Origin of the sequence: Citrobacter europaeus (assembly GCF_037482245.1) — a bacterium.
Taxonomy (GTDB): domain Bacteria; phylum Pseudomonadota; class Gammaproteobacteria; order Enterobacterales; family Enterobacteriaceae; genus Citrobacter; species Citrobacter europaeus.
Window position 1 is genome coordinate 2,461,262 of the sequence record NZ_CP148084.1, and the last position, 25,173, is coordinate 2,486,434.

The 25,173-nt window shown below is 51.2% G+C and carries 25 protein-coding genes; 11 read left to right on the forward strand and 14 right to left on the reverse strand.

Going from position 1 to position 25,173, the window contains the following annotated elements; all coding sequences use genetic code 11:
* Positions 1 to 67: 67 nt before the first annotated feature.
* Complete coding sequence (gene fumC, locus WHR59_RS11615) at positions 68 to 1,471, forward strand: class II fumarate hydratase (RefSeq protein WP_047411410.1); 1,404 nt, start codon at positions 68 to 70, stop codon at positions 1,469 to 1,471.
* Here fumC and tus read toward each other — a convergent pair.
* The gene (tus, locus tag WHR59_RS11620; protein ID WP_043016405.1) at positions 1,468 to 2,397 is read right to left on the reverse strand and encodes a DNA replication terminus site-binding protein; all 930 of its coding nucleotides are present in this window, start codon (positions 2,395 to 2,397) and stop codon (positions 1,468 to 1,470) included. The two genes, fumC and tus, sit on opposite strands and share 4 nt — an antisense overlap.
* A gap of 73 nt (positions 2,398 to 2,470) precedes the next feature.
* Positions 2,471 to 3,772: a two-component system sensor histidine kinase RstB gene (gene rstB / locus WHR59_RS11625; protein WP_100194413.1), complete on the reverse strand. Its 1,302-nt coding sequence runs from the start codon at positions 3,770 to 3,772 to the stop codon at positions 2,471 to 2,473.
* 65 nt (positions 3,773 to 3,837) lie between these two features.
* On the opposite strand from rstB, the gene WHR59_RS11630 reads away from it, so the two are divergent.
* On the forward strand, positions 3,838 to 4,179 hold the full coding sequence (locus WHR59_RS11630) for a DUF1294 domain-containing protein (RefSeq protein ID WP_220771811.1): 342 nt from the start codon (positions 3,838 to 3,840) through the stop codon (positions 4,177 to 4,179).
* A 29-nt stretch (positions 4,180 to 4,208) separates the two neighbouring features.
* On the opposite strand, the gene WHR59_RS11635 is transcribed toward WHR59_RS11630, so the two are convergent.
* On the reverse strand, positions 4,209 to 5,000 hold the full coding sequence (locus tag WHR59_RS11635) for an MBL fold metallo-hydrolase (RefSeq protein WP_220771810.1): 792 nt from the start codon (positions 4,998 to 5,000) through the stop codon (positions 4,209 to 4,211).
* A 192-nt stretch (positions 5,001 to 5,192) separates the two neighbouring features.
* On the opposite strand from WHR59_RS11635, the gene WHR59_RS11640 reads away from it, so the two are divergent.
* On the forward strand, positions 5,193 to 6,035 hold the full coding sequence (locus WHR59_RS11640) for an aminoglycoside phosphotransferase family protein (RefSeq protein ID WP_338844015.1): 843 nt from the start codon (positions 5,193 to 5,195) through the stop codon (positions 6,033 to 6,035).
* 120 nt (positions 6,036 to 6,155) lie between these two features.
* Positions 6,156 to 7,184, forward strand: coding sequence for a HoxN/HupN/NixA family nickel/cobalt transporter (locus tag WHR59_RS11645; protein ID WP_338844016.1), 1,029 nt, complete (start codon positions 6,156 to 6,158; stop codon positions 7,182 to 7,184).
* A 54-nt stretch (positions 7,185 to 7,238) separates the two neighbouring features.
* Here WHR59_RS11645 and WHR59_RS11650 read toward each other — a convergent pair whose 3' ends face one another.
* Together WHR59_RS11650 and rstA are read right to left on the reverse strand one after the other, a co-directional pair.
* On the reverse strand, positions 7,239 to 8,579 hold the full coding sequence (locus tag WHR59_RS11650; RefSeq protein WP_220771808.1) for an L-cystine transporter: 1,341 nt from the start codon (positions 8,577 to 8,579) through the stop codon (positions 7,239 to 7,241).
* A 246-nt stretch (positions 8,580 to 8,825) separates the two neighbouring features.
* Entirely contained in the window at positions 8,826 to 9,569 is a 744-nt protein-coding gene (gene rstA, locus WHR59_RS11655) for a two-component system response regulator RstA (RefSeq protein WP_043016399.1), read from the reverse strand.
* Between the two features lie 117 nt (positions 9,570 to 9,686).
* On the opposite strand from rstA, the gene WHR59_RS11660 reads away from it, so the two are divergent.
* Positions 9,687 to 10,022, forward strand: coding sequence for a GlpM family protein (locus WHR59_RS11660; RefSeq protein ID WP_043016398.1), 336 nt, complete (start codon positions 9,687 to 9,689; stop codon positions 10,020 to 10,022).
* Here the strand turns inward: WHR59_RS11660 and folM are convergent.
* From folM to ydgH, 3 genes are all read right to left on the reverse strand, one after another.
* Positions 10,019 to 10,741: a dihydromonapterin reductase gene (folM, locus tag WHR59_RS11665; protein WP_100194405.1), complete on the reverse strand. Its 723-nt coding sequence runs from the start codon at positions 10,739 to 10,741 to the stop codon at positions 10,019 to 10,021. The two genes, WHR59_RS11660 and folM, sit on opposite strands and share 4 nt — an antisense overlap.
* Positions 10,742 to 10,777: 36 nt before the next feature.
* Positions 10,778 to 12,160 (reverse strand): amino acid permease, encoded by a 1,383-nt coding sequence (locus tag WHR59_RS11670; RefSeq protein ID WP_047411385.1) that lies wholly within the window; start codon positions 12,158 to 12,160, stop codon positions 10,778 to 10,780.
* 244 nt (positions 12,161 to 12,404) lie between these two features.
* Positions 12,405 to 13,349 carry a DUF1471 family protein YdgH gene (gene ydgH, locus WHR59_RS11675; protein ID WP_043016395.1) on the reverse strand — a complete coding sequence of 315 codons (945 nt, stop codon included), beginning with the start codon at positions 13,347 to 13,349 and terminating at the stop codon, positions 12,405 to 12,407.
* A gap of 525 nt (positions 13,350 to 13,874) precedes the next feature.
* On the opposite strand from ydgH, the gene pntA reads away from it, so the two are divergent.
* The 3 genes from pntA (at position 13,875) to WHR59_RS11690 (ending at position 18,160) form a co-directional block, all read left to right on the forward strand.
* Positions 13,875 to 15,404, forward strand: a complete 1,530-nt coding sequence (gene pntA, locus WHR59_RS11680; protein WP_080625158.1) for a Re/Si-specific NAD(P)(+) transhydrogenase subunit alpha — start codon at positions 13,875 to 13,877, stop codon at positions 15,402 to 15,404.
* 10 nt (positions 15,405 to 15,414) lie between these two features.
* A complete protein-coding gene (gene pntB / locus WHR59_RS11685) occupies positions 15,415 to 16,803 on the forward strand; it encodes a Re/Si-specific NAD(P)(+) transhydrogenase subunit beta (RefSeq protein ID WP_043016393.1) in 1,389 nt (462 codons plus the stop codon).
* A gap of 160 nt (positions 16,804 to 16,963) precedes the next feature.
* Positions 16,964 to 18,160: a multidrug effflux MFS transporter gene (locus WHR59_RS11690; RefSeq protein WP_338844022.1), complete on the forward strand. Its 1,197-nt coding sequence runs from the start codon at positions 16,964 to 16,966 to the stop codon at positions 18,158 to 18,160.
* Between the two features lie 30 nt (positions 18,161 to 18,190).
* Here WHR59_RS11690 and WHR59_RS11695 read toward each other — a convergent pair whose 3' ends face one another.
* The gene (locus tag WHR59_RS11695; protein ID WP_043016391.1) at positions 18,191 to 19,225 is read right to left on the reverse strand and encodes an AI-2E family transporter; all 1,035 of its coding nucleotides are present in this window, start codon (positions 19,223 to 19,225) and stop codon (positions 18,191 to 18,193) included.
* Positions 19,226 to 19,363: 138 nt separating this feature from the next.
* On the opposite strand from WHR59_RS11695, the gene WHR59_RS24485 reads away from it, so the two are divergent.
* The 3 genes from WHR59_RS24485 to mdtI all read left to right on the forward strand — a co-directional run bounded on the left by WHR59_RS24485 (position 19,364) and on the right by mdtI (position 20,324).
* Positions 19,364 to 19,534, forward strand: coding sequence for a hypothetical protein (locus WHR59_RS24485; protein WP_087050578.1), 171 nt, complete (start codon positions 19,364 to 19,366; stop codon positions 19,532 to 19,534).
* 108 nt (positions 19,535 to 19,642) lie between these two features.
* Positions 19,643 to 20,008 (forward strand): multidrug/spermidine efflux SMR transporter subunit MdtJ, encoded by a 366-nt coding sequence (gene mdtJ, locus WHR59_RS11700; protein WP_167373452.1) that lies wholly within the window; start codon positions 19,643 to 19,645, stop codon positions 20,006 to 20,008.
* On the forward strand, positions 19,995 to 20,324 hold the full coding sequence (gene mdtI, locus WHR59_RS11705) for a multidrug/spermidine efflux SMR transporter subunit MdtI (RefSeq protein WP_043016389.1): 330 nt from the start codon (positions 19,995 to 19,997) through the stop codon (positions 20,322 to 20,324). Before mdtJ ends, mdtI begins: the two co-directional genes overlap by 14 nt.
* 34 nt (positions 20,325 to 20,358) lie before the next feature.
* Here the strand turns inward: mdtI and WHR59_RS11710 are convergent, their stop codons facing one another.
* From WHR59_RS11710 to msrP, 5 genes are all read right to left on the reverse strand, one after another.
* Positions 20,359 to 21,180, reverse strand: a complete 822-nt coding sequence (locus WHR59_RS11710) for a trypsin-like serine peptidase (RefSeq protein ID WP_087053250.1) — start codon at positions 21,178 to 21,180, stop codon at positions 20,359 to 20,361.
* 270 nt (positions 21,181 to 21,450) lie between these two features.
* Positions 21,451 to 21,846, reverse strand: a complete 396-nt coding sequence (asr, locus tag WHR59_RS11715) for an acid resistance repetitive basic protein Asr (protein WP_087053251.1) — start codon at positions 21,844 to 21,846, stop codon at positions 21,451 to 21,453.
* 137 nt (positions 21,847 to 21,983) lie between these two features.
* A complete protein-coding gene (locus WHR59_RS11720; RefSeq protein ID WP_087053252.1) occupies positions 21,984 to 23,471 on the reverse strand; it encodes a carboxypeptidase M32 in 1,488 nt (495 codons plus the stop codon).
* Positions 23,472 to 23,517: 46 nt separating this feature from the next.
* The gene (msrQ, locus tag WHR59_RS11725) at positions 23,518 to 24,144 is read right to left on the reverse strand and encodes a protein-methionine-sulfoxide reductase heme-binding subunit MsrQ (RefSeq protein ID WP_200000713.1); all 627 of its coding nucleotides are present in this window, start codon (positions 24,142 to 24,144) and stop codon (positions 23,518 to 23,520) included.
* Complete coding sequence (msrP, locus tag WHR59_RS11730; RefSeq protein WP_338844026.1) at positions 24,145 to 25,149, reverse strand: protein-methionine-sulfoxide reductase catalytic subunit MsrP; 1,005 nt, start codon at positions 25,147 to 25,149, stop codon at positions 24,145 to 24,147.
* Positions 25,150 to 25,173: the final 24 nt, after the last annotated feature.

The window sequence follows — 25,173 nt, forward strand, 5'->3', positions numbered from 1 at the left end:
ATAAGACCAATGCAAATGGGCAATGTCGAAACATAACCTAATCAATTGTTAATGTAAGGAGCAGGTAATGGTAACGGTACGCCGCGAGAATGATTCAATGGGGGCAATTGATGTCCCTGCCGATAAGCTTTGGGGGGCGCAAACCCAACGTTCGCTGGAGCATTTTCGTATCTCTACGGAGAAAATGCCGGTCTCGCTGATCCATGCGCTGGCGCTGACGAAACGCGCCGCTGCAAAGGTTAACCAGGATCTCGGGCTGTTGGCGGAGGATAAAGCCAGGGCTATTATGCAGGCCGCAGATGAGGTGTTGGCGGATAAACATCGTGATGAGTTTCCGCTGGCCATCTGGCAAACCGGCTCTGGTACACAAAGCAATATGAACATGAACGAGGTGCTGGCAAACCGGGCCAGCGAATTACTGGGCGGCGTACGAGGGATGGAACGCAAGGTACACCCCAATGATGATGTTAATAAGAGCCAAAGCTCGAATGATGTCTTTCCAACCGCAATGCACGTTGCCGCACTGCTTGCGCTACGTAACGCTCTGATCCCGCAATTAAATGTGTTGACCAAAACGCTCAGTGATAAGTCCCACGCTTTCGCCGATATCGTCAAAATTGGTCGTACACATCTACAAGATGCAACCCCACTTACGCTTGGCCAGGAGATTTCCGGCTGGGTGGCAATGCTCGAACATAATCTCAGACACATTGAAAACAGTTTACCGCACGTGGCAGAACTGGCGCTGGGGGGAACTGCGGTAGGGACCGGACTGAACACACATCCTGAATATGCTCGTCGGGTCGCGGATGAACTGCGGGTTATCACCTGTGCGCCGTTCGTTACCGCACCGAATAAATTTGAAGCGCTGGCCACGTGCGATGCCCTGGTTCACGCTCACGGCGCGCTAAAAGGGCTGGCGGCGTCGCTGATGAAAATCGCCAACGATGTACGCTGGCTGGCATCCGGTCCACGCTGTGGTATTGGTGAGATTTCGATTCCGGAAAATGAACCGGGCAGCTCGATCATGCCGGGCAAGGTCAATCCCACCCAGTGTGAAGCGCTGACCATGCTTTGCTGTCAGGTAATGGGCAACGATGTCGCCATCAATATGGGCGGGGCGTCAGGTAACTTTGAGCTCAACGTTTACCGACCGATGGTCATCCACAACTTCCTGCAGTCGGTACGTCTGCTGGCTGACGGTATGGAAAGCTTTAACCAGCACTGCGCGACGGGGATCGAGCCCAATCGTGAGCGAATCGATCAACTGCTCAACGAGTCGCTGATGCTGGTGACGGCGCTCAACACCCATATCGGTTATGATAAAGCCGCTGAAATTGCCAAAAAGGCGCACAAAGAGGGTCTGACGCTAAAAGCCTCCGCTCTGGCGCTGGGATATCTGACCGAAGCGGAGTTTGACAGTTGGGTACGTCCGGAGCTGATGGTTGGCAGCATGCGGCCAGGCAGCTAATCAGCAACGTACAGGTGCAGTCGGGGAATTATCAATTTCAACGGCTGTGCCTGAGGTTTAAAACGATGCTGAACATTGTCGGCATCGTAATTCAGTAGCTCGCCGATATCCGGTACGGTCATACCGTTTTCGTTGTTAATTAGCGCGATCAATGGCGTCGGGCAGGCATATTGCACCTGCTTTTGCTCCCCTTTGTACCAGACGCGAGCGATGGGCTGCACTTTTACCGGTCGTTTGATTTTCAGACGAGCATGCTGCCCCAGGGCCGCGACATCCTGATATTCCCGCTCAAGCTTCGCCTGCCACTCTTCACGCGTCCAGGGGTGTACGCTACGCGGTGACGTCAGGCTTTTTTCCAGTAGCTGCAGAACTTCATCGCGTTTCAGATTTTTAATAATGTGCTTATTGGCCCAGCCGAATCGCAGGGTAGCAGGCTCTCTGACAAGTGTAAGTGTGCGATAGGCATTCAGCGTAATCAGTCCCGGCAGGTGGCGATGCACCCATTCGAAACGTGCTGCCGGCGCCAGCCCGGATTCCACCGTGACAATACGCTCGAATGTCGTTTTTAGCTGGTTAATACGCTGTATTTGCTCTTCCAGAGCACGCTGGGCAGCGCTATCTACCTGATAACACAGCACTCCTGGCAGGCGGACGGCCGCTTTGCTGCTACGATTCTCGGATTGTTGCTGGATAAACAGGTGACGATAGTGGCCTAGCGCCAGCGTTTCAGCCTCTTTGCCTAAATGCTGCTTAACATCAATGCTTTGCAATGGGGCATGCTCTGCCTCCTTGACCACTTCCGGTAACGAAAAGACGCGCGCAATCAGCAGCGTCTGCTGCAACAGGTTTGCGTTCAGAAGCGCCAGCTCTTGTTCCATCTGGCGGAAGGTGCCGTTCAGGCGGTCGACGAGATCGTAACGGGCCATAAATTCACCATTTTAGTTACAACATACTTCTTTATAGCACAACATCTGCCACCTGACCACCGAGCAATGTGGGTCAGGCAGCTGAAAATTCAGGAATGTTATGCCATACGGGCCAACTGAACGTAAAACGGGCGCCGCCGAGTTCACCTTCATCACAGACGACCGTACCGCCCATTGCCAAAGCAATTGAGTGGACGATGGCTAACCCAAGTCCGCAACCACCGGTCGCCCGGTCGCGGCTGGGGTCAAGGCGAACAAACGGTTCAAAAATCTGTTCACGAGCATCGGGTGCAATACCGGGACCATCGTCTTCCACAACCAGCATCGCCTGACTGCCGTGCAATAACAGGCTCGCTTGCACCGTAGACTGGCAATAACGCAGGGCGTTATTCAGTAGATTATCCAGTACACGCTCCATCAGGCGCATATCCAGTGCACCGTAGTCGCCACTCTTGAGATGACGTAAACGTACTGCACGCTGGGGATTCACGCTTTGCACATCCTCCAGATGGGTTGTCAGCCAAACAGGGAGGTCCGGTACGCTGAGCTTTAGTTCATTTTGCGGACGGTCCAGCCGGGCGTAGGTCAGTAACTCTTCGATCAACGACTCCAGTTGGCCGATATCACGATTCAGTGCCTGAGATTCCTGCTCGGTGAGGTTATCACTCATTTCCAGCCGATAACGTAAGCGAACCAGTGGGGTACGAAGTTCATGGGCAATACCATCGATAAGCTGTTTCTTACTGGCGATAAGCGCGTTGATGTTGTCCGCCATCTGGTTAAACGCCACCCCCAGCCGCTCAAAGCTGGAACCGCTATCAAAATGGAGGCGTTCGCTCAGATGTCCCTCCCCAAAGCGTTGTGCAGCGGCTTCCAGTCGGAGCATTTCCTGCCAGTGTGGGCGCATCCAGATCAGTACCGGGAAGGCCAGCGAGATGGCAATGAACGCCATCAGCGCGACGTCCAGCAAGCGCATTTGATGGAGAAAATAGAGATAGGGGACCGGGCCGACGGCCAGTACATAATGGCTGCGGGGGATCCGTTGAATAAACGTGTACTGATCGTCAAGCGCAACGATATCGCCTTCGCGCAAACGCTGCATGGTAGGCGCGTCCAGCGTGTACTTATTCAGCGGTTCAACGCGCAGGTCAAAAGAGAGGTTTAAATCCATCTCCTTCAGCGTTTTCCCCCAGTCGCGTGGTGGGATCTCGCGCAGCTCACTGCGCATCAGGTACAACGAGCTTTTCATTAAATCGTCGAGCGACTGCCTGCCCGCGCGTTCTGCGGTGAATTTATATACCAGGCCGACCAACAGGGTCATCACCAGAAAGCAGACAAACAGCAGGAGATAAAACTGTACAAACAGCTTCTTCATATAAAATCACCGAATACACAATATAATGCTTACTGATACTCTCAAAATTGCTGTGATATAAAAATATGAATTTCAATCGCTGTTGTTATTTGCTACTCATTTTCGCGGCGACAGGCTGCATTTTCACCTCGTATCCCCTGATTATATGGTTTTTGATCGCCAACATACTGACGTTGGCGATGTACGGCGCGGACAAAATGGCGGCGCGCAGGGCCTGGCGGCGGGTGCCGGAATCCACCTTGCTGTTGTTTGGCGTTGTGGGTGGTTGGCCTGGCGCGATAGCCGGTCAACAAATCTTTCGCCATAAAACACAAAAACAGCCATTCAAAACCTACTTCATTATCAGTGTGATAGTGAATTTATCTGTCATTGGAGCAGTCTATCATTTCTATCCCATATCATCCTGATGAGCGCCAATGACAGACAAACGGTCTGCTTATTTGAGACAGGAAACATACTTTTCACCTGAACGCTGCACGATTTCATCGGCATTTTGCGTGATGTCTTTTCCTTCAAACGCGCCGTAAAGCTGCTTAAATCTCACCGTGCTCAGGCGGTGGGTAATGTCGCTGACCGTTGCGGCCGGCAACGGCAACATATTGGGATAACTCCACATAAAGGAGACGGCATGCGCGCCAGGGGTAACCTGAACGATATCGCCGGAAAGCACCACGCCTTCATCTCGTGCCCAGTGCAATACGCAGCCGCCAGCAAAGTGTCCGCCCAGACGTATCACACTAACGTCTCGTGTCAGTTCCAGGGTATCGCTATCCCAAAATCTAATCCACGGGCTGTTGCGCATTACCCACTTGCGGTCATTGGCATGAAGGTAAATCGGAGCGTTAAATTCTTCAGCCCAGTCCTGCATGGTGGTGTAGTAATGTGGATGCGATATCGCGATGGCCTTAAGCCCGCCCAGGGATGTTATTAGCATTTTTGTTGCATCGTCGAGCGTGGCAATGCAGTCCCATAAAATATTGCCTTCCGGGGTACGCAGAATAAACGCCCGTTGATCAATTGCAAAATCGGGAACGGTGCGGATACTGAAGAGAGCGCTATCATGTTGCCGCCACTTATTTGTGTGCGAAGCACAAAGGGCGGCAAAATCGACCCATTCCTGCCCGGTTGCGGGGACATACTGACGTTCATCCTGGCAGATATCGCAATGTTCTGGATAGGCGTTAGCAGCGTCATAGGATGTTCCACAGGTTTTGCATATCGTGATCATCGGGCCTTCCTCATTGAAAAAAACACAGTCAGCATGGCACACCAATACGCAAGGGTGTGCTCGTTAGTGCTCTACCAGGTAAGCCAATGATGTTGACAGTGGGGGGTTGTGGCTCAACCAAAAGAAAACAGGAATAATGCTGAACCGGCATCTTTCGGTGGTTATCATCCGGCGAAAAAAAGAGGATATTGTTTGGAAAAGAGTCTGTTCAACACCTGGCTCAACCGTTGGGGACTGACTCCTGATGGCGAACCCTTTGAGACGCACACATCACAGCTTTTGCCCGTGGTGGCTATCAAAGAGGGTCAGAAAGCCATACTTAAACTTACCGACGATGACAGTGAACGGAGCGGCTGCGAACTCATGGTCTGGTGGAACGGGAATGGCGCAGCGAAAGTGCTTGCTCATGCAACAGGGGCGATCCTGTTGGAACGTGCGACAGGGACGGGGTCTTTAGCGGACATGTCCTGGACTGGTAACGATGCGCAGGCGTGTCGCATTATTTGCCATGCAGCCAGTCGACTTCATCTTCCCCGGAATGCGTCAACGCCTGAGTTAACACCGCTGCATCATTGGTTTCGCGCTCTCGCTCCTGCAGCGAAAAAGTATGGCGGTATCCTGACGCGTTGCGCAAAGGTGGCAGACGTGCTGCTCTCATCTCCCTTGAATGAAGTTGTATTACATGGCGACCTACACCACGGCAATATTCTGGATTTCGGAGCGAAAGGATGGCTGGCTATCGATCCTAAAGGGCTGGTGGGCGAGCGTGGCTTTGATTATGCCAATATTTTTACCAACCCCGATCTTGCCGACCCCTCCAGGCCTGTCGCCATTGAGCCAGAAAGATTCACCCAACGGGTCAACATCGTGTCTGAAACCGCCCGCATTGAACGGCAACGTTTGCTGATGTGGATTATTGCCTGGTGTGGGTTGTCGTCTGCCTGGTTCTTGCAAGAAGGGGACTGCGCCTCTGTACCCCTGCGCATCGCGGAGTTAGCGATGGCGGAGCTCGCTTCAGGTGGTAATCAACTTTGATCTACGACACTGGGCTGGTAATTCTTAAGAGTTATCATTAGCCGGGTAAACGTTTTATTAATCAATCAGTGAATGGCGGTGTGGAGTGTTGTTTAGCGCAAATTTGACAGGGTGGAAACAATGAAGGCATTGTTTTCATTATTAAAAAAACGCCCGAACATTCTTTTGTTGATGGTCTTACTCATCGGGGCAAACATCGTAGCGTGGCTGTGGGCTTTCAGCGCGTTTAGCAACAACACTTCGTTACTGGCGCTGAGTCTGATCGCGTGGTGCTATGGTTTGCGCCATGCCGTTGATGCCGATCATATCGCCGCGATAGATAGCGCTACGCGCAAACTCATGCAGCAGAAAAAACGCGCCCTGACGACGGGAGCCTGGTTTTCCCTCGGCCACTCCACCATCGTGTTGCTGGCCAGCATTGGCATTGCGTTGAGCACCAGCGCGTTTAAGCAACACATGGCATGGTTTCAGAATATCGGCGGCCTGATTGGGACCACGGTTTCTGCCGTGTTTTTGCTGATTCTGGCTACTCTTAATCTCATTATTTTCTGCCATGTCTGGAAGGCCTTTCGCCATCTAAAGCGCACCGGAACTTACGATGGCACCACGGAAGACATTACGGTTTCAGGTCCACTGAGCTGGCTTTTCCGCTCGGCGTTTCGGTTGGTAGGCAAAGACTGGCATATGTATTTTGTCGGTTTTCTGTTTGGTCTGGGTTTTGATACCGCCACTGAAATTTCTCTGTTGGGAATTTCCGCTTCAAGCGCGTCCAGTGGTATGTCGTTATGGTCCATTCTCGTGTTCCCTGCGTTGTTTACCTGCGGTATGGCGTTAATTGATTGTCTCGACAGTATTCTGATGGTTGAGGCCTACGGATGGGCATTCAATAAGCCGCAACGTAAGCTCTATTACAATATGACCATTACCGGGACTTCGGTGATTGTCGCGCTATTTATTGGTGGACTGGAGGCGTTGGGGCTTCTCTCTGACGCGTTTTCGCTCCAGGGTGGTTTGTGGGATACCGTCAGCGATTTAAGTGACCATATGGGGAATGTCGGATTTGCGATTATTGGCGTCTTTATCGGCTGCTGGATTATCTCCGCAGTAAACTATCGTTGGAGAAAATACGACGGACTGACGTTTAGTTGACGCAAAATAAAGCCTTCCGTGAACAGGAAGGCTTGTTTCTTACTAGAGGACAGGCTAATTCGCATTCACGCGTTGTGGTTCTTCAGCACTCTTTTTCAGGATCCTGTTAGCCAACACGCCCGACATCATCGAACCGTTCACGTTTAATGCCGTTCTGGCCATATCAACGACAGGCTCGATGGCAATGAAAATTCCGACCAGTGCAACCGGGAAGTTCAGCGTTGAAAGGACGATCAGCGCAGCAAATGTTCCGCCGCCGCCTACGCCCGCAACCCCGATAGAGCCGAGCGCAATTGCAGGCAGCATGGCGAGCAAAAAATGCACCGATAATGGATCAATTCCAATTGTTGGCGCAATCATCGCTACCATAATGGCCGGATAGATCCCGGCGCAGCCGTTTTGACCCATGCTGGAGCCAAATGAGGCCGCGATATTGGCAATGGTGTTTTGCACGCCAAACTTTTCCTGTGCGGAAATAGCCAGTGGAATAGATGCCGCACTACTGCGGGAAACAAATGCAAAGGTTAATACTGGCCAGACAGTTTTAAAATAGTGAACGGGATTATTGCCACTCAGCACCAGGATTAGCGCGTGGACGATAAACATCATCAGAATCGCAATGTAACAAGCGCCAATAAAGCCTAACAGACTGGCAAATTGTTCGAAGCGATACGCAGAAAATACGCCTGCCATTAATGCCATCACGCCATAAGGGGTGAGGGCAATAACGATGCGCACCATCTTCATCACCCAGAACTGGATGGCATTAATGCCTGCGCTTAACTTTTCACCTTCTTGCGGAGCATCTTGTTTGACTTTTAATAATGCCACGCCGGCAAGTAGGGTGAAGATAACAATGCCAATGACGGAAACGCTTCTGGCTCCAGTGAGATCGAGGAAGATATTCGTAGGGATTAGAGATGTAACCAGTTTAGGCAGTGAAATGGCAGCCGTTTTGCTCACATCGTCAGCCGTCAGCGTGGACTGCATATGAACAAATGCGCTGGCGTCCAGACCTAATACATGTGCAGTCAGCAACCCAACAAACCCGGCAATCATCACCAGACAGAGCATGCACCCGACGATGGTTAACGACATTTTCCCAATGCCAGCGCTATTTTCGAGTTTGTTAATAGCTGAGAGTATAGAAATGAAAATCAGCGGAACCGCGACCAGCTTCAGTAAATTTACATAGCCGTTGCCGATAATATTATACCAATCGATAACCGTTTTACTGTCGTCAGCAGCAATAAGATGCAGGGATAAGCCGATAACAGCACCCAAAAATATAGCGATGAAGACACTTTTTGACAGGGAGTGACTTTTTTGGTTGATTCTGAAAATTGCCCATGAACAAACCAAAAAGAATGCGACATACGCAAGCGTAACGAACATATTGTAGCCTCTTGCCTCATTCAGCACCTGAAATGCCGGAAAGAGTTTTGTTATTGCGAAATAAACCTATGAACCATAAGGGTTCAGGACCGCCACGGATTATAGGGAGGGGGGAGACCAACAGCCACACAAAAAATGTGGAACGTATCCGGATGGCGTTTGTATGCCTGTTCTGTAGACAATTTTACGTGACAGTGTAACGTATTGTGAGTAATCCAGCCGATCAATGAGATCGGCCCAGTGGCATTACTTCTGCGGCTCGTCGTCCCAGGCGTGGGGTGCAAAGAGATAACCTTTGTTGCGCACTGTTTTAATTCGATAAGGTTCAGTCGCGTTATCGAGGAGCTTTTTGCGTAACCGGGAAATCGCGACATCGACGCTGCGGTCCATGCCGTCATAACTTACGCCACGCAGGTTCTTCAGCAACGCATCGCGGTCCATAATCTGCCCTGCATGGGTTGCCAGCTCCCACAGTAATTCAAAATCAGCGGTGGAAAGAGAAACTTGCTCGCCGCCGAGTAGAACGGAGCGGTTGGTGGGGTCGATAGTGAGTGTGCCAAAGCGCAGCGTTGTGTGTGGAGTGATCGTTGCCGCCTGAATGCCTTTAGACTGGGTTGAATGTTCACTCTGGCGCAGATGCAGGCGCAGACGAGCCAGCAGCACTGCGGGTGGCGTTGTCTTCAGGATATAGTCACAGGCACCCATTTCCAGCGCCAGAATATGGTTCATGTCGCTGTCCAGCGAGGTGAGCAGGACAATCGGGCCCTGCCAGCGTCCACGTAAATCGCGGCAGATAGTCATCCCGTCTTTGCCCGGCAGCATGATATCCAATAACACCAGGTCGGGTTGAACTTGCAGGATTTTCTCCTCGGCCAGATCACCACGAGGTTCAAGGATAACCTCAATATCATGCCGGGCAAGGTAGGCCGCAATCAGTGATCCAACTTCGGGATCATCTTCAACAAATACGATGGTGTTCATATCATTCATTTTGAATATAAAACGCCAACATACACCGCCCTGGTTTTTCCTTCCATTAATCTTTTCTAAACAAGAACGCTTCCGTTATGCTAGAGGCTGATGTTATTGATGTGTTAAGGCAGGGTGATGGGACTCGTTATAAAAGCGGCGCTCGGTGCGCTGGTGGTGGTGTTGATTGGTTTGCTGGCGAAAACAAAGAACTACTATATTGCCGGATTAATTCCGTTGTTCCCAACCTTTGCGTTGATTGCCCATTATATCGTGGCCAGTGAACGTGGGATCGAGGCGTTACGTACAACCATTGTCTTCAGCATGTGGTCGATTATTCCTTATTTTGTCTACCTCGTTTCGCTGTGGTATTTCACCGGATTTATGCGCTTACCCGTTGCGCTCGGCAGTTCAGTAGTATGCTGGGGCCTGAGCGCGTGGTTGCTGATTTTTTGTTGGATTAAACTGCACTAACGTAGATGACGCCCACCATCCAGGGCAAAACTACGTCCGGTGACAAAACAGCTGGTTAACAGATAGTCAATTAGGTCAATGACCTCTTTTTCACCCGGTGCTGTTTTCATCAGTGATTTGTTCAATGCCTGCTGACGATATTCTGCATCGTCACCCTCGTTAAACAGGATTAACGAGGGGGCAATCGCGTTGACTTTCACTTCCGGCGCCAGTTTGCGGGCGAACGAGCGGGTCATATTGTCCAGCGCCGCTTTGCTGGCAGCATAAGCAATGTGCTTATCGCTGCCTCGCTCCACCACGTAATCTGTAAAATGGATAATATCGCTGGCAGCGTGTCCGTGACCGCGCAACAATCCTTCCAGTGCGTGGTTGAGCAGGTAGGGGGTATTGACGTGAATCTGCATCATGGCTGACAGCACTTCGGTCAGCGGAGTACCGGGCTTTTCTGCGAGCCAGGCACTGGCATTATGCACAATGCCGCGCAGGCCATCTGTATGTGTTTTGACTTCATCAGCAAAAGCCAGCACGCCTTCATCGCTGGAAAAATCAGCCTGGATACACAGCACACCGGCATCTCGCAGGCCGTCAATGGCCGGATAATGCGTGCGGTAGCTGACGATAACCGGCTGTTTTTGATTTATAAAATGCCATGCGACGGCGAGGCCGATACGTCGACCTCCTCCGGTGATAAGAATTGGCAAAGGGTTTTTTTTACCCATCGTAATCTCCATGTGTCGCGAACGATGGGGACAATGTTACCCCATCAACATCCAGGTCGCCGGAACAGCAGCAACAAGCAGCAGGCCGATCAGCGCCATCTCCTGACGTTTTAATACATTTTCATGCGCGTGCGTTTTACGGGCATAAAGGAAAACCAGCAGTCCTGGCGCATACAGCACCACGGACAGCAGCAGGTGCATCGGACCTGAGGCATACAATAACCATATGCCATAAATACTCGCTCCGATACCAACAGCCCTATGAATTGGACGGGTGGCAATTTTCAGTAGAAAGGCGCCGACCAGCAAATAGGGCACCAGAATCATCTCTGAGGCGATGGTCAATAACGTATTGTAGTCCGAACCGGTGAGCCAGATCAGCACCAGGCAGATCTGAACGCAGATGTTGGTCAGCCACAGAGATGCTGACGGCGCGCCTTGCGCGTTCTGGCGCGCAAAAATGCGTGGAAACGCTTTGTGCGTAGAGGCGAGGAACGGTACTTCCGCCGCCATAATGGTCCAGCTTAAATAGGCACCGCACACTGAGACAATCAGGCCTGCGGCAATAATAATTTCACCCCATGGCCCCATCATTTCCACCATCAGGCCTGCCATTGACGGGTTGCGGATCTCCGCCAGTTCGGGACGCGCGACAACGCCCAGAGACAGCAGGGTAACCAGTAGGTAGACGCCCAGCGCGGCGAGTACCGCCAGCAGGGTAGCGCGTCCAACATCGCGTTTATTTCTGGCACGGGCTGAAACCACCACCGCGCCCTCCACACCGATGAAAACCCACAGGGTGATGAGCATGGTGTTTTTAACCTGCTCCCAGACGGGAACGCCCAATGCAACGCCAGTAAAATCGAGGGTAAAGGTATCGAGCTTAAACAGCATGAACGCCAGGACGATAAACAGGCCAAGCGGCAATAATTTTGCCAGCGTCGCGGCCAGGTTAATACTGGCAGCCGTTTGCACACCACGCAGTACCAGAAAATGGACTACCCACAACAGCACCGATGCGCCAACAATCGACTGCCAGGTATTACCGTCGCCAAACAGACGTAACTCTGGTGTATCGGTGAAGAAGCTGAACGCAGAGAAAACGATCACCAGATACGAAACGTTAGCGATAACAGCACACAGCCAGTACCCCCATGCGGAGCAGAAGCCAATCAGCTCACCGAAACCTTCACGTGCATAGGTAAAGATGCCGCCATCGAGTTCAGGACGGATACGCGTCAGGATCAGCATGGCAAAGGCGAGCAAAAGGATACCTGCACCGGTAATCGCCCAACCAATCAGTAATGCAGCCGGGCTCGCTACCGCCGCCATATTTTGTGGCAGGCTGAAAACGCCAGCGCCGAGCATTGAGCTTAAAACCAGCGCGGTGAGTGCGCTCAGACCCAATTTCTTTTCCATTTGTATCCAGTGACAAAAACGAGAGTGAGAGAATAATTATTTTGGCAAACCGCATAAAAATGGTGAAAGCCACTAAGGCGCGGGATTTTACGGAGAGAAGAGAACGCATGCAATGGGGATAGAGAGATTTGTGACTAATAGTGTGAAAAGTTGTCTTAATACTGCTGTTTTTGTTTTACCGGAAGACTGGGTGGCGGGAAATTATCAGGCCTACAGGGTTGTAGACCTGATAAGGAATTGGGTATTACTTATACAGGTCAGCGCTAATGGTCATGTTGTTACCACGTTCTGACCACTGGCGGGTGATGTGATAGTACTTAGCGCCTTTCTTCGCTGCGCGTTTAGCTACCTGGTAAGAGATTTCGGTCATGTTGCCATAGTTACCGGTGAACTTGATGCTGTCGAATGGCACCATCATCGCGGCAGTTGCTTTGTTCAGTTCTTCAACTTTGGTTCCATCCGGAAGCGTGACGGTGTAACGTCCGCCTTTGGTGGATTGCGTTTCGAAGAAACGACCAACTTCAGCGCTCGGAGACGCGGTAGTCGCAACACCTGGGATCTCAACTTTCTTCGCGGCTTCGCCACCTGCAGCTAATGCGGCACGACCGGCATCGGAATCTGCTGGGATCGCATCAGGGCTTTGTACTACGCGTTTTTTCGCATCAGCTTTATAGATGAATGCAGTAATACGCTGGTTGCCACCCTGGTTAGCATCGACCTGGCGCACGATATAGAAGGAGTAGGCGCCTTTCTCTTTCGCTGCTTTGGTGATGGCATCGTTCACTTCAGGCTGGCTGCGGTAGAAACCCTGCACCGTAACGGTATCGAATGGTTCTAACAGAACGGCCTGATCTTTCGGTAATTCCATAACGCCGTTAATGACACGGTTTTTGGATGCTTCCGCTTTTTCAGCGTCGGCTTTATAGATGTCGGCTACAACGCGCCAGTTACCGCCGCTGCCAAAATCTGAGGTATCAACAACATAAAAGGAGGCTGCACCGTCTTTATCTGCACGGCGTGATACGGCGGTCACCGCATCACCGATAGCATTAAAACGACCGGTAACCACAATGCGGTCATAGGGTTTCAGTGCAGCCGCTTGCTCCGGCGTCAATTCTGTCGCTGCATTTACAGAAAAAGCAGTCGCAGAAATAAGTGCGGACGCCAGGAGAGTGTTCTTAAGCTTCATAAAAATAATCCTTCGCCTTGCGCAAACCAGGTACTGGTATTGTTATTGACTAGAAACGTCGCTGATTATTGCATTTAAATTGTGTCAGTGTCTGCGTCAATTTTCACTCATCGTGCCACCTGACGTAACAACATCGATAACATTTTGTGATATGTCGAAAATTTCGGCGTTTGGCGAGCAAAACTGATAAAGCAGTTGAATTTCATAAGTTAATTTAATGTTAATTAATTGTTTTTGGCAGGCACGTAATCATGTTTTGCCGCTTCGCTTGAGCGAATTATCGGCCTTTGTGGGCTATTTTTAGGGCATTTTATCTGCCTGCCGTTCGATTCATCTCTATTTTGCGAATTTCATAATAAATACTGTTTTTTGGCGCTAGATCACAAGCGTCATTTTCAGTAGGTTATACAGAGTTTGTTACTGTTTTATTTTATTGAGGTAACACTGACCTCTTTCGAGAGTGCGCGCATGCCTCGTGCGAACATTGATAAACCATCATCATAAATACAGATGGAAGGGAACATTATGCGAATTGGCATACCAAGAGAACGGTTAACCAATGAAACCCGCGTAGCAGCCACGCCGAAAACGGTTGAGCAGCTGCTTAAGTTGGGTTTCAGCGTCGCGGTTGAAAGCGGCGCAGGTCAACTGGCGAGTTTTGACGATAAGGCGTTTGTTCAGGCAGGCGCAGAAATTGTTGACGGAAATACCGTCTGGCAGTCAGAGATTATCCTGAAGGTCAACGCACCGGAAGAGACGGAAATTTCGTTACTCAATCCGGGCACGACGCTGGTGAGTTTTCTTTGGCCCGCGCAAAACCCTGAGCTGTTGCAAAAGCTTGCTGAGCGCAACGTGACGGTGATGGCGATGGACTCCGTGCCGCGTATTTCGCGCGCGCAGTCGCTGGATGCCTTAAGCTCGATGGCGAATATCGCCGGGTATCGCGCTATTGTTGAAGCTGCACATGAATTTGGTCGTTTCTTTACCGGCCAGATTACCGCCGCGGGCAAGGTTCCACCGGCCAAGGTGATGGTAATCGGTGCAGGTGTTGCAGGTCTGGCGGCTATTGGTGCGGCAAACAGCCTGGGCGCTATCGTTCGTGCTTTTGACACCCGTCCGGAAGTGAAAGAACAAGTTCAGAGTATGGGCGCTGAGTTCCTTGAACTGGACTTCAAAGAAGAGGCGGGCAGCGGCGACGGTTACGCTAAGGTAATGTCCGAGGCGTTCATCAAAGCCGAAATGGAACTCTTCGCTGCACAGGCGAAAGATGTCGACATTATCGTTACCACCGCGCTGATCCCGGGCAAACCTGCTCCGAAACTGATCACCCGTGAAATGGTTGATTCGATGAAGGCTGGCAGCGTGATTGTCGATCTCGCCGCGCAAAACGGCGGTAACTGCGAATACACGGTCCCTAACCAGGTAACCACCACCGAAAACGGGGTGAAGGTTATTGGTTATACCGATCTGCCAGGCCGTCTGCCGACGCAATCTTCCCAACTGTACGGCACGAACCTCGTCAACCTGCTCAAACTGTTGTGCAAAGAGAAGGACGGCAATATCACCGTCGATTTTGACGACGTGGTAGTACGTGGTGTCACGGTGGTACGCGAGGGTGAAATCACCTGGCCTGCGCCGCCTATCCAGGTATCTGCTCAGCCGCAGGCTGCGCCGAAAGCCGCGCCAGCGCCGAAAGAAGAGAAAAAGCCAGTCTCACCGTGGCGCAAATATGCGGTGATGGCGCTGGTGGTCATTTTGTTTGGCTGGCTCGCCGACGTTGCGCCGAAAGAGTTTCTTGGCCACTTTACGGTGTTCGCGCTGTCCTGCGTGGTGGGTTACTACGTGGTCTGGAATGTGTCGCACGCGCTGCATACTCCGTTGATGTCCGTGACCAACGCCATCTCCGGAATCATCGTTGTCGGGGCGTTATTGCAAATTGGCCAGGGTGGCTGGGTGAGTTTCCTGAGCTTTATCGCGGTGCTTATTGCCAGCATTAATATTTTCGGTGGCTTCACCGTGACTCAGCGCATGCTGAAAATGTTCCGGAAAAACTAAGGGGTAACATATGTCTGGAGGATTAGTTACAGCTGCATACATTGTTGCCGCGATCCTGTTTATTTTCAGCCTGGCGGGGCTTTCGAAACACGAAACCTCTCAGCAGGGTAACAACTACGGTATCGCCGGGATGGCGATTGCGCTGATTGCAACGATTTTTGGCCCGGATACCGGCAACGTTGCGTGGATCCTGGTGGCGATGATCATCGGCGGCGCGATTGGTATTCGTCTGGCGAAGAAAGTTGAGATGACCGAGATGCCGGAGCTGGTGGCAATTCTGCACAGCTTCGTCGGTCTGGCTGCAGTTCTGGTGGGTTTCAACAGCTACCTGTATCACGACACGGGCCTGGAACCGATTCTGGTGAACATTCACCTGACGGAAGTGTTCCTGGGTATCTTCATCGGTGCGGTGACCTTTACCGGTTCCGTGGTGGCGTTTGGCAAATTGCGCGGCAAGATCTCCTCTAAACCGCTGATGTTGCCGAATCGTCATAAAATGAACCTGGCGGCGCTGGTTGTTTCTTTCCTGTTGCTGGTGGTGTTTGTTCGTACCGAAAGCGTGGGCCTGCAGGTCCTGGCGCTGCTGGTGATGACCATTATTGCTCTGGCTTTTGGCTGGCATCTGGTGGCGTCTATCGGCGGTGCGGATATGCCAGTCGTCGTTTCAATGCTCAACTCCTATTCAGGATGGGCGGCAGCGGCGGCGGGCTTTATGCTGAGCAACGATCTGCTGATCGTTACCGGTGCGCTGGTCGGTTCTTCTGGTGCGATCCTGTCTTACATCATGTGTAAGGCGATGAACCGTTCATTTTTCAGCGTTATTGCAGGTGGCTTTGGTTCTGACGGTTCTTCTACCGGGTCTGATGAAGAAGTCGGTGAACATCGTGAGATTACTGCGGAAGACACGGCAGAAATGCTGAAGAACTCGCACTCCGTGATAATCACCCCGGGCTATGGCATGGCAGTGGCACAGGCGCAGTACCCGGTAGCGGAAATTACCGAGAAACTGCGCGCGCGCGGCATCAAAGTGCGCTTCGGTATTCACCCGGTAGCAGGGCGCTTGCCAGGTCATATGAACGTATTGTTGGCGGAAGCCAAAGTACCTTATGACATCGTGCTGGAAATGGATGAGATCAACGATGATTTCGCCGATACCGATACCGTGCTGGTGATTGGCGCCAACGATACGGTAAACCCGGCGGCGCAGGACGATCCACACAGCCCAATCGCCGGAATGCCGGTGCTGGAAGTATGGAAAGCGCAGAACGTTATTGTGTTCAAACGTTCGATGAACACCGGCTATGCTGGTGTGCAGAACCCGCTGTTCTTTAAAGAAAACACCCATATGCTGTTTGGCGACGCCAAAGCCAGCGTGGATGCAATCCTGAAAGCGCTGTAATCGTTAGCGAAAACCAAGACGGCCTCTGCGGAGGCCGTTTTTATTAATATGCCGTTATTGATGATTGCAGTTCATAAACCCATGCGGTTTTAGCTGTCTAATCACCATAATACGTCGTGTATATACTGCTGCCTGACTTTTTAGAACATGACAGGACGCTATGCGTACACGTGAACATGCTTCGCCGGTAGTTTCCGCAAGCCAGACCGGGCTTACTTTTATTCTGATCCTCAGCGGCCTGATGGCCTTTACCTCGCTTTCCACCGACATTTATCTTCCGGCAATGCCGACCATGGCCGAGGATTTACAGGGCAATGTGGAACTGACCGTCACCGGTTTTTTGATAGGTTTTGCCATTGCACAGTTGATTTGGGGGCCGATAAGCGATCATCTGGGAAGGCGTAAACCGCTGTTTATTGGCATGGTGTTTTTTATCATCGGCTCTGCAGGATGCGCGATGTCTACGAGTATCACGCAAATTGTATTCTGGCGGGTTTTTCAGGCCCTTGGTGCCTGTACCGGACCTATGCTGGCGCGGGCGATGATCCGCGATCTGTTTGCGCGCACTCGCGCGGCGCAAATGCTTTCAACTCTGGTGCTGGTAATGGCGATTGCGCCAATAGCGGGACCGTTGATTGGCGGACAAATAATTCGCCTGAGTACCTGGCACTCTGTTTTTTGGCTACTGGTGGTGATCGGCGCGCTGATGTTTATCTCTTTGAACTGGTTGCCGGAAACATTCCCGGAAGAGAAACGGGTGAAAGCCTCTTTGGCTGGCGCATTTCGTCATTACCGGTCGTTATTAGCCAATGGCCATTTTATGCGCTACACCCTGAGTCTGACGTGTTATTACGTTGCAGCGTACGCGTTTATTACTGGTTCGCCGTTTGTTTATATTAGCTATTACCATGTTGACCCACAGCATTACGGCTGGCTGTTTGCGCTCAATATTGTCGGGGTCATGGCCATGAGCGTGGTAAACCGTCGTCTGGTGCAACGCCACGCTCTGGAACAACTACTAAAGTATGCGACGATGTTGGCGGCGCTGGTCGCAGTGGCGCTTGCGCTGCTGGTTAAACTGGAGTCAGGTGGCGTTGTTGCCATTATCGTCACCGTTTTTTTGTTTTTCTCGATGAATGGCATCATCGCTGCGACTTCAACCGCTGCCGCGCTGGATGCGGTACCGAACATTGCCGGTTCAGCCTCGGCGCTGATTGGTGCGTTACAATACGGTAGTGGCATTATCTCGTCGTTGCTGCTAACCGCCTTCAGCGACGGAACGCCATGGACAATGGCATGGATAATTGCGTTATTTACCTTGTTAAGCGCCATACTGGCGCTGCGCGCAAAACGATAAACAGATGCCCCGCGATGTCGGGGCAATCGTTCATTCTTTGTTGAGATCGCTGAGCAACACGGCAATGCTTTGACCGCCGTTGGTTTGTTCGAGAGCGATTTTCACGATGATGGTCAGCGGTACAGAAAGCAGCATCCCGACTGGCCCCAACAACCAGCCCCAGAAGATCAACGACAGAAACACCACCAGTGTAGATAACCCAAGCCCACGCCCCATGATCCGCGGTTCGAGGATATTTCCAAACACCAAATTAATGACCAGATAACCCGCCAATACGACCAGGGCATCGTAAAGGCCGCTAAATACCAGCACCTGAGCAATAGGCGGAATGGCTGCCAGCACCGAACCGATATTAGGAATATAGTTGAGAGCAAAGGCCAGCAATCCCCAGACAAAGGCGAAACGCACGTCGAGTGCTGAGAGCATGCCCCAGGCTACCAGCCCGGTCACAATGCTGATCGCCGTTTTTAGCACCAGATAGTGGGATACACTGTCGATAGCGCGTTGAATCGCCGCCATTCCCTCAATGGGACGACTCATCATTTGCTTGAGCTTGTTGGGTAGCTGCGGAACTTCCAGCAGCATAAACACTACCGTCAGCAGCAGCAAAAATATTGACGACATGGCATTAGACAGCTGCGTCAGTAAATTGGTCACCAGCGTCATTGCCGCGTTCGGATCGATATATTTGACGAGTTCGTCCACGGAAACGCCGATCCCTGCGCGCTGTAGCCACGGTTCGAGATTTTTAAGCGGGATAACCAGGGAAGAACGATACTGTGGCAGCGTACGCGCAAGCTCATTTAAGGATGTACCTAAATACGCTAACAGCAGCACCATTAGCATCACAATAATAACGATGAGCAATGACACCGCGAATACGCGCGGTATGCGAAGTTTGACCATCCGCTGCACCACGGGGTTTAGCACAACGGCAATAAATAACGCCAAAATAAAGGGGACGATGATATCTGCGGCAAAGCGGATGCCGCTCAGGATGATAACCAGCATGCCCAGCATAATGACTATTTTTAGGCCGTTAAGCGTGATGATCGGTTTCGCCATAGGTATTCCTGCGTTTTTCATTTTTGAATCTGAATAATAGTGTGATTTGCGTCGAGCCGTTATAACAAAAATCAAACGGGGCAGGTAAAGAAGTGAAAAGACTTTGAGTTCGTCTTGCAGCTATGATACAAATCATCTGTGTTTAACTACCGAGGACAATTATCATCCGCGATGATGAGAAGCAACACTGCGGATAATTGTAATATTATGGACAATATGTTCAGGATGTTTTTGCGTTTACCTACACTTCTTCGTACCTCCTCCACTTTCTTGCTTGCGGGTGAGCAACACTGGCGCAACGCGCTTTAGTCCCTTCTTCTGCCTGAGCTGGCGCTGTGCGCTGAGCTAACTAATTTTATTTTTTTGGTTTACTGCATGCAGTAGGCCCAAAGGACTATATTCTCAAGCAGGAGAAGCATCATGTTTTACTGGATATTATTAGGTCTGGCCATCGCGGCTGAAATTACTGGTACGCTGTCAATGAAATGGGCAAGCGTCGGTCATGGTAATTCGGGCTTTATTTTAATGCTGGTAATGATCGCCTTATCGTATATTTTTCTCAGTTTTGCCGTTAAAAAAATTGCCCTTGGTGTGGCCTATGCCTTGTGGGAAGGTATCGGTATTTTATTTATTACGCTATTTAGTGTGCTGTTATTTGATGAAACCTTGTCCACAATGAAGGTGGCAGGTCTGGTCTCGCTAGTGTTAGGTATTGTACTGATTAAATCAGGTACACGAAAACCGACAAAAGCGGGTAGAGAGGTGACCCATGCAGCAGTTTGAGTGGGTTCACGGCGCATGGCTTGGTATGGCCATCGTGCTGGAAATTGTCGCTAACGTCTTTCTGAAGTTTTCTGATGGATTTCGCCGCAAGATTTATGGCGTATTGTCGCTGGCTGCCGTGCTCGCGGCCTTTAGCGCGTTGTCGCAGGCGGTAAAAGGTATCGACCTTTCAGTAGCCTACGCCCTGTGGGGCGGATTCGGGATTGCCGCGACGTTAGCGGCAGGCTGGGTGTTGTTTGGTCAACGCCTGAATAATAAAGGCTGGATCGGCGTGGCGTTGTTGCTTGCCGGGATGATAATGATAAAACTTGCCTGATATCCGTGCTGCCCGTTAATGCGGGCAGCATGTGTTATTCCTTCGCCAACTCTTCCAGCTTATCGCGAAAACCGGTTACGGATATAGCGCGATTATCGGCCCGCCAGCGATCTTTCGCCGCCGGAGCAGAGCTTTGTACTCCAATCAACTGCCAGCCTGAATCAGTCTTCAACATCAATGGTGAACCGCTGTCGCCCGGGAGCGTGTCGCACTGGTGTGACAGAACGGTATTTTGCGCCCAGCCGGTCACTACGCAATCCTGATGCGTGTATAAGTCGTCAAGATGATCTTCCGGATAGCCCGACTGCGTAACTTTACGATCTGCGGTTTTCAGCGCTGCGGTTAATGCTGCTTTATCACCTTCAAATAATGGCAGCGGTGTGATCCCAGAAGGTGGGTAACGCAGCACCACCAGACCAAAATCCCACGGGGCCGCGGAAGGCGGTACTATCCAGCCATCACCATCGGCTTTTAAACGTTTTCCGAGCGAAGGATCAACCCGGCCTTCGATTCCATGAATTTCATAGCGCCAGACACCCTTTTTCGACACGAAGCGTAACACCACGGCTTTATCCGGCTTGCCTTTCGGCGGGGTGAGTAAGCAGTGTCCGGCCGTCAGTGCCAGACGTGGTGAAATGAGCGTGGCGGTACACAAGTTACCACTGGCGGTTTCCAGTTGCCCGATAGCGTCCCACGGAGATTGCGTTGGGTCGGTCACCTTGGTGCGATCGTCATGACCAAAAAATAACGTTTTTATGTTTTCTGCTTCAGCGCTGGCTGTTGCAGGCTGGTCCGCATGCGCAACGACAGGAAGTAAACAAATTGAACCCAGTAACACAGCAATGGTTTTATGCATATCACACTCTGGTGGGGAATTATGATTTTTAACAGCAAACCCTCAGTTAATACTATAGACGGGACGGCGGGAAAGTGGGAGTAAAATCAGATAACTACACTCAGGAAAGATAAAAATGCATGGCAATGAAGGCGCAAATTATTAAGGTAATAAGAATGAACTCAAAGCGGTAATGTGACACCATTTTACCCTCCGAAAGGCGGCGCTAAATCAGATCGATTTAGCGCCGTATGCTATGGCGTGGGGGACGCCATAGTGACTACAAATGTGTTATGCAGCAGGTTGAGCTGCTGGTTTAGCGGTGTCGTGTTTTACTGCTTTTTTGGTGTGTTTTTTAGCGGCCTGAGCTTTTTGCTCTGGTGCTTTTTGTTCTGCTACTGGTTTGGTTGCTGCTTTTTTGGTGTGTTTTTTAGCGGCCTGAGCTTTCTGCTCTGGTGCTTTTTGTTCTACAGCCGGTTTTGTGGTGGATTTTTTAGCGTGTTTCTTGGCAGCCTGAGCTTTCTGCGGCGCTGCTTTGTGCTGTTTTTTATGATGCGTGGTTTTTGCCGGCGCAGCTTTAGTGGTTGCAGCAGCAGCCGGAGCGGTTGTAGCAGTTGTTTCAGCAGCAAATGCAGCAGAAGACAGACCCATAGCAGCGGCAACAACCAGAGCTAATACTTTTTTCATTCTCATACCCTCGATTTGGTTTTTCATTCAACCCCACTGCGGGGCCGTTGAAATAACTATATCGCTGTAATCACAGGGCTTCCGTGAGTCATTGGTATCGACGTGTAACGATATGTACAATGACTCACGGTATGAGATTACAAATAGCGGGCTTCCAGGTGGGCGCGGAAATAACGGCTGCTAAGCGGCTCTCCGGTGGCCTGGGTAATAAGTTGTTCAGTGGTGAAACGGCTGCCATGCTGCCAGATGTTCTGACGTAACCAGTCAAACAGGGGACCAAACTCACCTTGCGCAATAGACTGATTCAAGTCAGGCAGTGCGCGGTTTGCGGCACTGAACAACTGCGCCGCATACATGGCGCCCAAGGTATAGGAAGGGAAGTAGCCAAAGCCGCCGTCGGTCCAGTGAATATCCTGCATACAACCGTTACGATAGTTTCCGATCGTTGACAGCCCCAGCCAGGCCTGCATTTTCTCATTCCACAATGCCGGGATATCATCCACTTCAATATCGCCATTGATGAGCGCGCGTTCGATTTCATAACGCAGGATCACGTGAGCGGGATAGCTCACCTCGTCGGCATCAACACGAATAAACCCGGGTTTAACCTGCTGGTTCCAGGCGATGAAATTGCTTTCTTCAAATGCAGCCTGATCGCCAAAGTGGCGCGTTACAGCAGGAATTAACCGTGTCAGAAAGGCTTTACTGCGTCCCAGTTGCATCTCGAAGAACAGACTCTGGGACTCATGAATGGCGGTTGAACGTGCCAGAGCGATAGGTTGCCCTAACCAGTTACGTGGCAAATTTTGCTCATAGCGGGCATGACCGGTTTCATGAATCACGCCAAACAGTGCGCTGAGCAATTCATTTTCATCATAGCGAGTGGTAATACGAACGTCTTCAGGCACGCCGCCACAGAAGGGGTGTGCGCTGATATCCAGTCGGCCAGCCGTAAAGTCAAATCCCAACTGCGCCATCGTTTCAAGCCCCAACTCTCGCTGGATAGCGGTTGGGAAGGGGCCAACCGGGGGGATGAGCGACTGCTGAGACTGTTTTGCCACCACCTTGTTTAGCAGATCGGGCAGCCAGCTTTTTACATCTGCAAACAGGACATCCAGTTGGGCGCTGGTCATTCCGGGCTCAAAGATGTCCAGTAGCGCGTCATAAGGCGAACAGCCTTTTGCGTCTGCGCGTAGTCGGGCTTCTTCGCGGCTGTACTGCACGACTTCTTTCAGGTTTTCGGCAAATCCTTCCCAGTCATTTGCGGGTCGCTGACTACGCCAGGCATGCTCGCAGCGGCTTCCCGCAAGAGATTTTGCTTCTACCAACGATTCGGGCAATAGGGATGCCTGGTGATGTAGCCGCGACATTTCGCGAAGGTTCGCTTGCTCAACATCGTTGAGATCTTCCTGTTGCGCTGCGGCGATCCACGTTGCCACCTTCGGGTCGGTTAACAGCTGATGCTCAAGCACGCTCAACTCGGCCAGCGCTTCGCCGCGAGCTTTGCTGCCGCCTGATGGCATCATGGTAAACATGTCCCAACTGGCTATTGCCGAAAGGTGGGAGAAGCGAGAGAGCCGCAGGAACGTGCGGGTGAGCTGATGGTAATTATCATTGTTACTCATTTTTTGTTCTCGTTCTGCTTAGGTGTAGTAAGAAGTTTACCGTGATTCATTCACTTTTCATAAACACACCTTTATACCTGGTTTTCCGTAACAGCTTTTTATAGCGAAAAGCCAGTAACACGACAAAACAAATGGCGTAGATAATGGGGAGCGGTGATAACACTTTTACCGACCACAGGTAATGCAGCGGTAGCAAAATGGCGGCCAGGTAAACGTAGTTGTGCAACGTTTGCCAGTTTTTGCCCATTTTACGTTGCGCGGCTTGCGTGGAGGTCAGCGTCAGCAGGAGTAAGATAATCCAACCCGTCATGCCCAGCGTTAGCCATGGGCGTGAAACCAGTTCATGTCCTAGCAATCCCAGATTTTGCATACCCAACTCCAGCAGCGCATAGCTGAGCATATGCAACGTAGCCCATGCAAAGCACCACAAGCCTAACAACCGTCGGGTGCGAAATAACAAAGGCTGCTTTGCGTAGCGTGCGAGCGGTGATACCAGCAGGGTAGCCAGCAAAAACTTCAGTGCGGTGATGCCTGTAAAGTGCTGGATATCTTTTCCCGGGTCGGTCCCCAATCCGCCATGCTGTGTGGCCCAGAAGAGCCACAGCAGGGGTAAAAAACCGGCGAGATGCAGCAGTACTTTCAGGCCGGTTATCTGTTTTGCGGTTAGCCTCACTTAAAAGTACTCCCGTAGATCCATACCCTGATATAAAGAGGCCACCTCATCGGCATAACCATTGAAAGGCAACGTGGGCTGTCGCTGTACATCGAGAATGCCACCCGAACCGATAAAACGCTCTGTGGCCTGAGACCAGCGAGGGTGATCGACCTGTGGATTTACATTGGCGTAAAAACCGTATTCGTTCGGCGCTGAAATATTCCAGGTAGTCGGCGGCTGCTCGCGCGTGAGCTTAATACTGACTATCGATTTAATGCCCTTGAAGCCGTACTTCCAGGGTACGGTCAGGCGTATCGGCGCCCCGTTTTGCGGCGGCAACGCTTTGCCATACACGCCCACGGTCAGCAGTGTCAGCGGATGCATAGCCTCATCCAAACGCAGACCTTCAACATAGGGATATTTCAACCCACCACCAATGAAGCGATCTTTCTGGCCGGGCATTTCATCAGGAGCGTAGCGAGTTTCAAAGGCGACGTATTTGGCGTGGCTGGTTGGCTCTACCAGCGCCAATAATTTATGCAAAGGAAAACCGACCCATGGCACAACCATCGACCATGCCTCAACGCAACGCATCCGGTAAATACGCTCTTCTAATGGAAAACGAGTGGTCAGCGCATCATGATCCAACGTTAACGGTTTGTTCACTTCACCGCTGATGGTCAACGTCCATGGATCGGTTTTCAGGCTACCGGCATTGGCGGCAGGATCGGCTTTATCCAGACCAAACTCGTAGAAATTGTTGTAGCCCGTCACTTTGTCTTCCGGCGTCAGGGGCAGACTGTTTTGCCAAAGCTCGGGTTTTGTAAACCCGAGTGGTTTGCCCGCCGGTGCAGGCGGACGATCGTTGCCTTTAAACCAATTTAACAAACCGGCTTGTGTCGGGGCAGACAACGACGCCGCCGCTGCGCCTATCCCAAGTGCTTTGAGGATCTGTCGTCGTTGCATAAAAAATACTGACTCGGCTGTAACATCAGCTTCCCGAAGTGGACGTTTTTTCTGCATAACGTTTCCTTTTTATTTTCATAG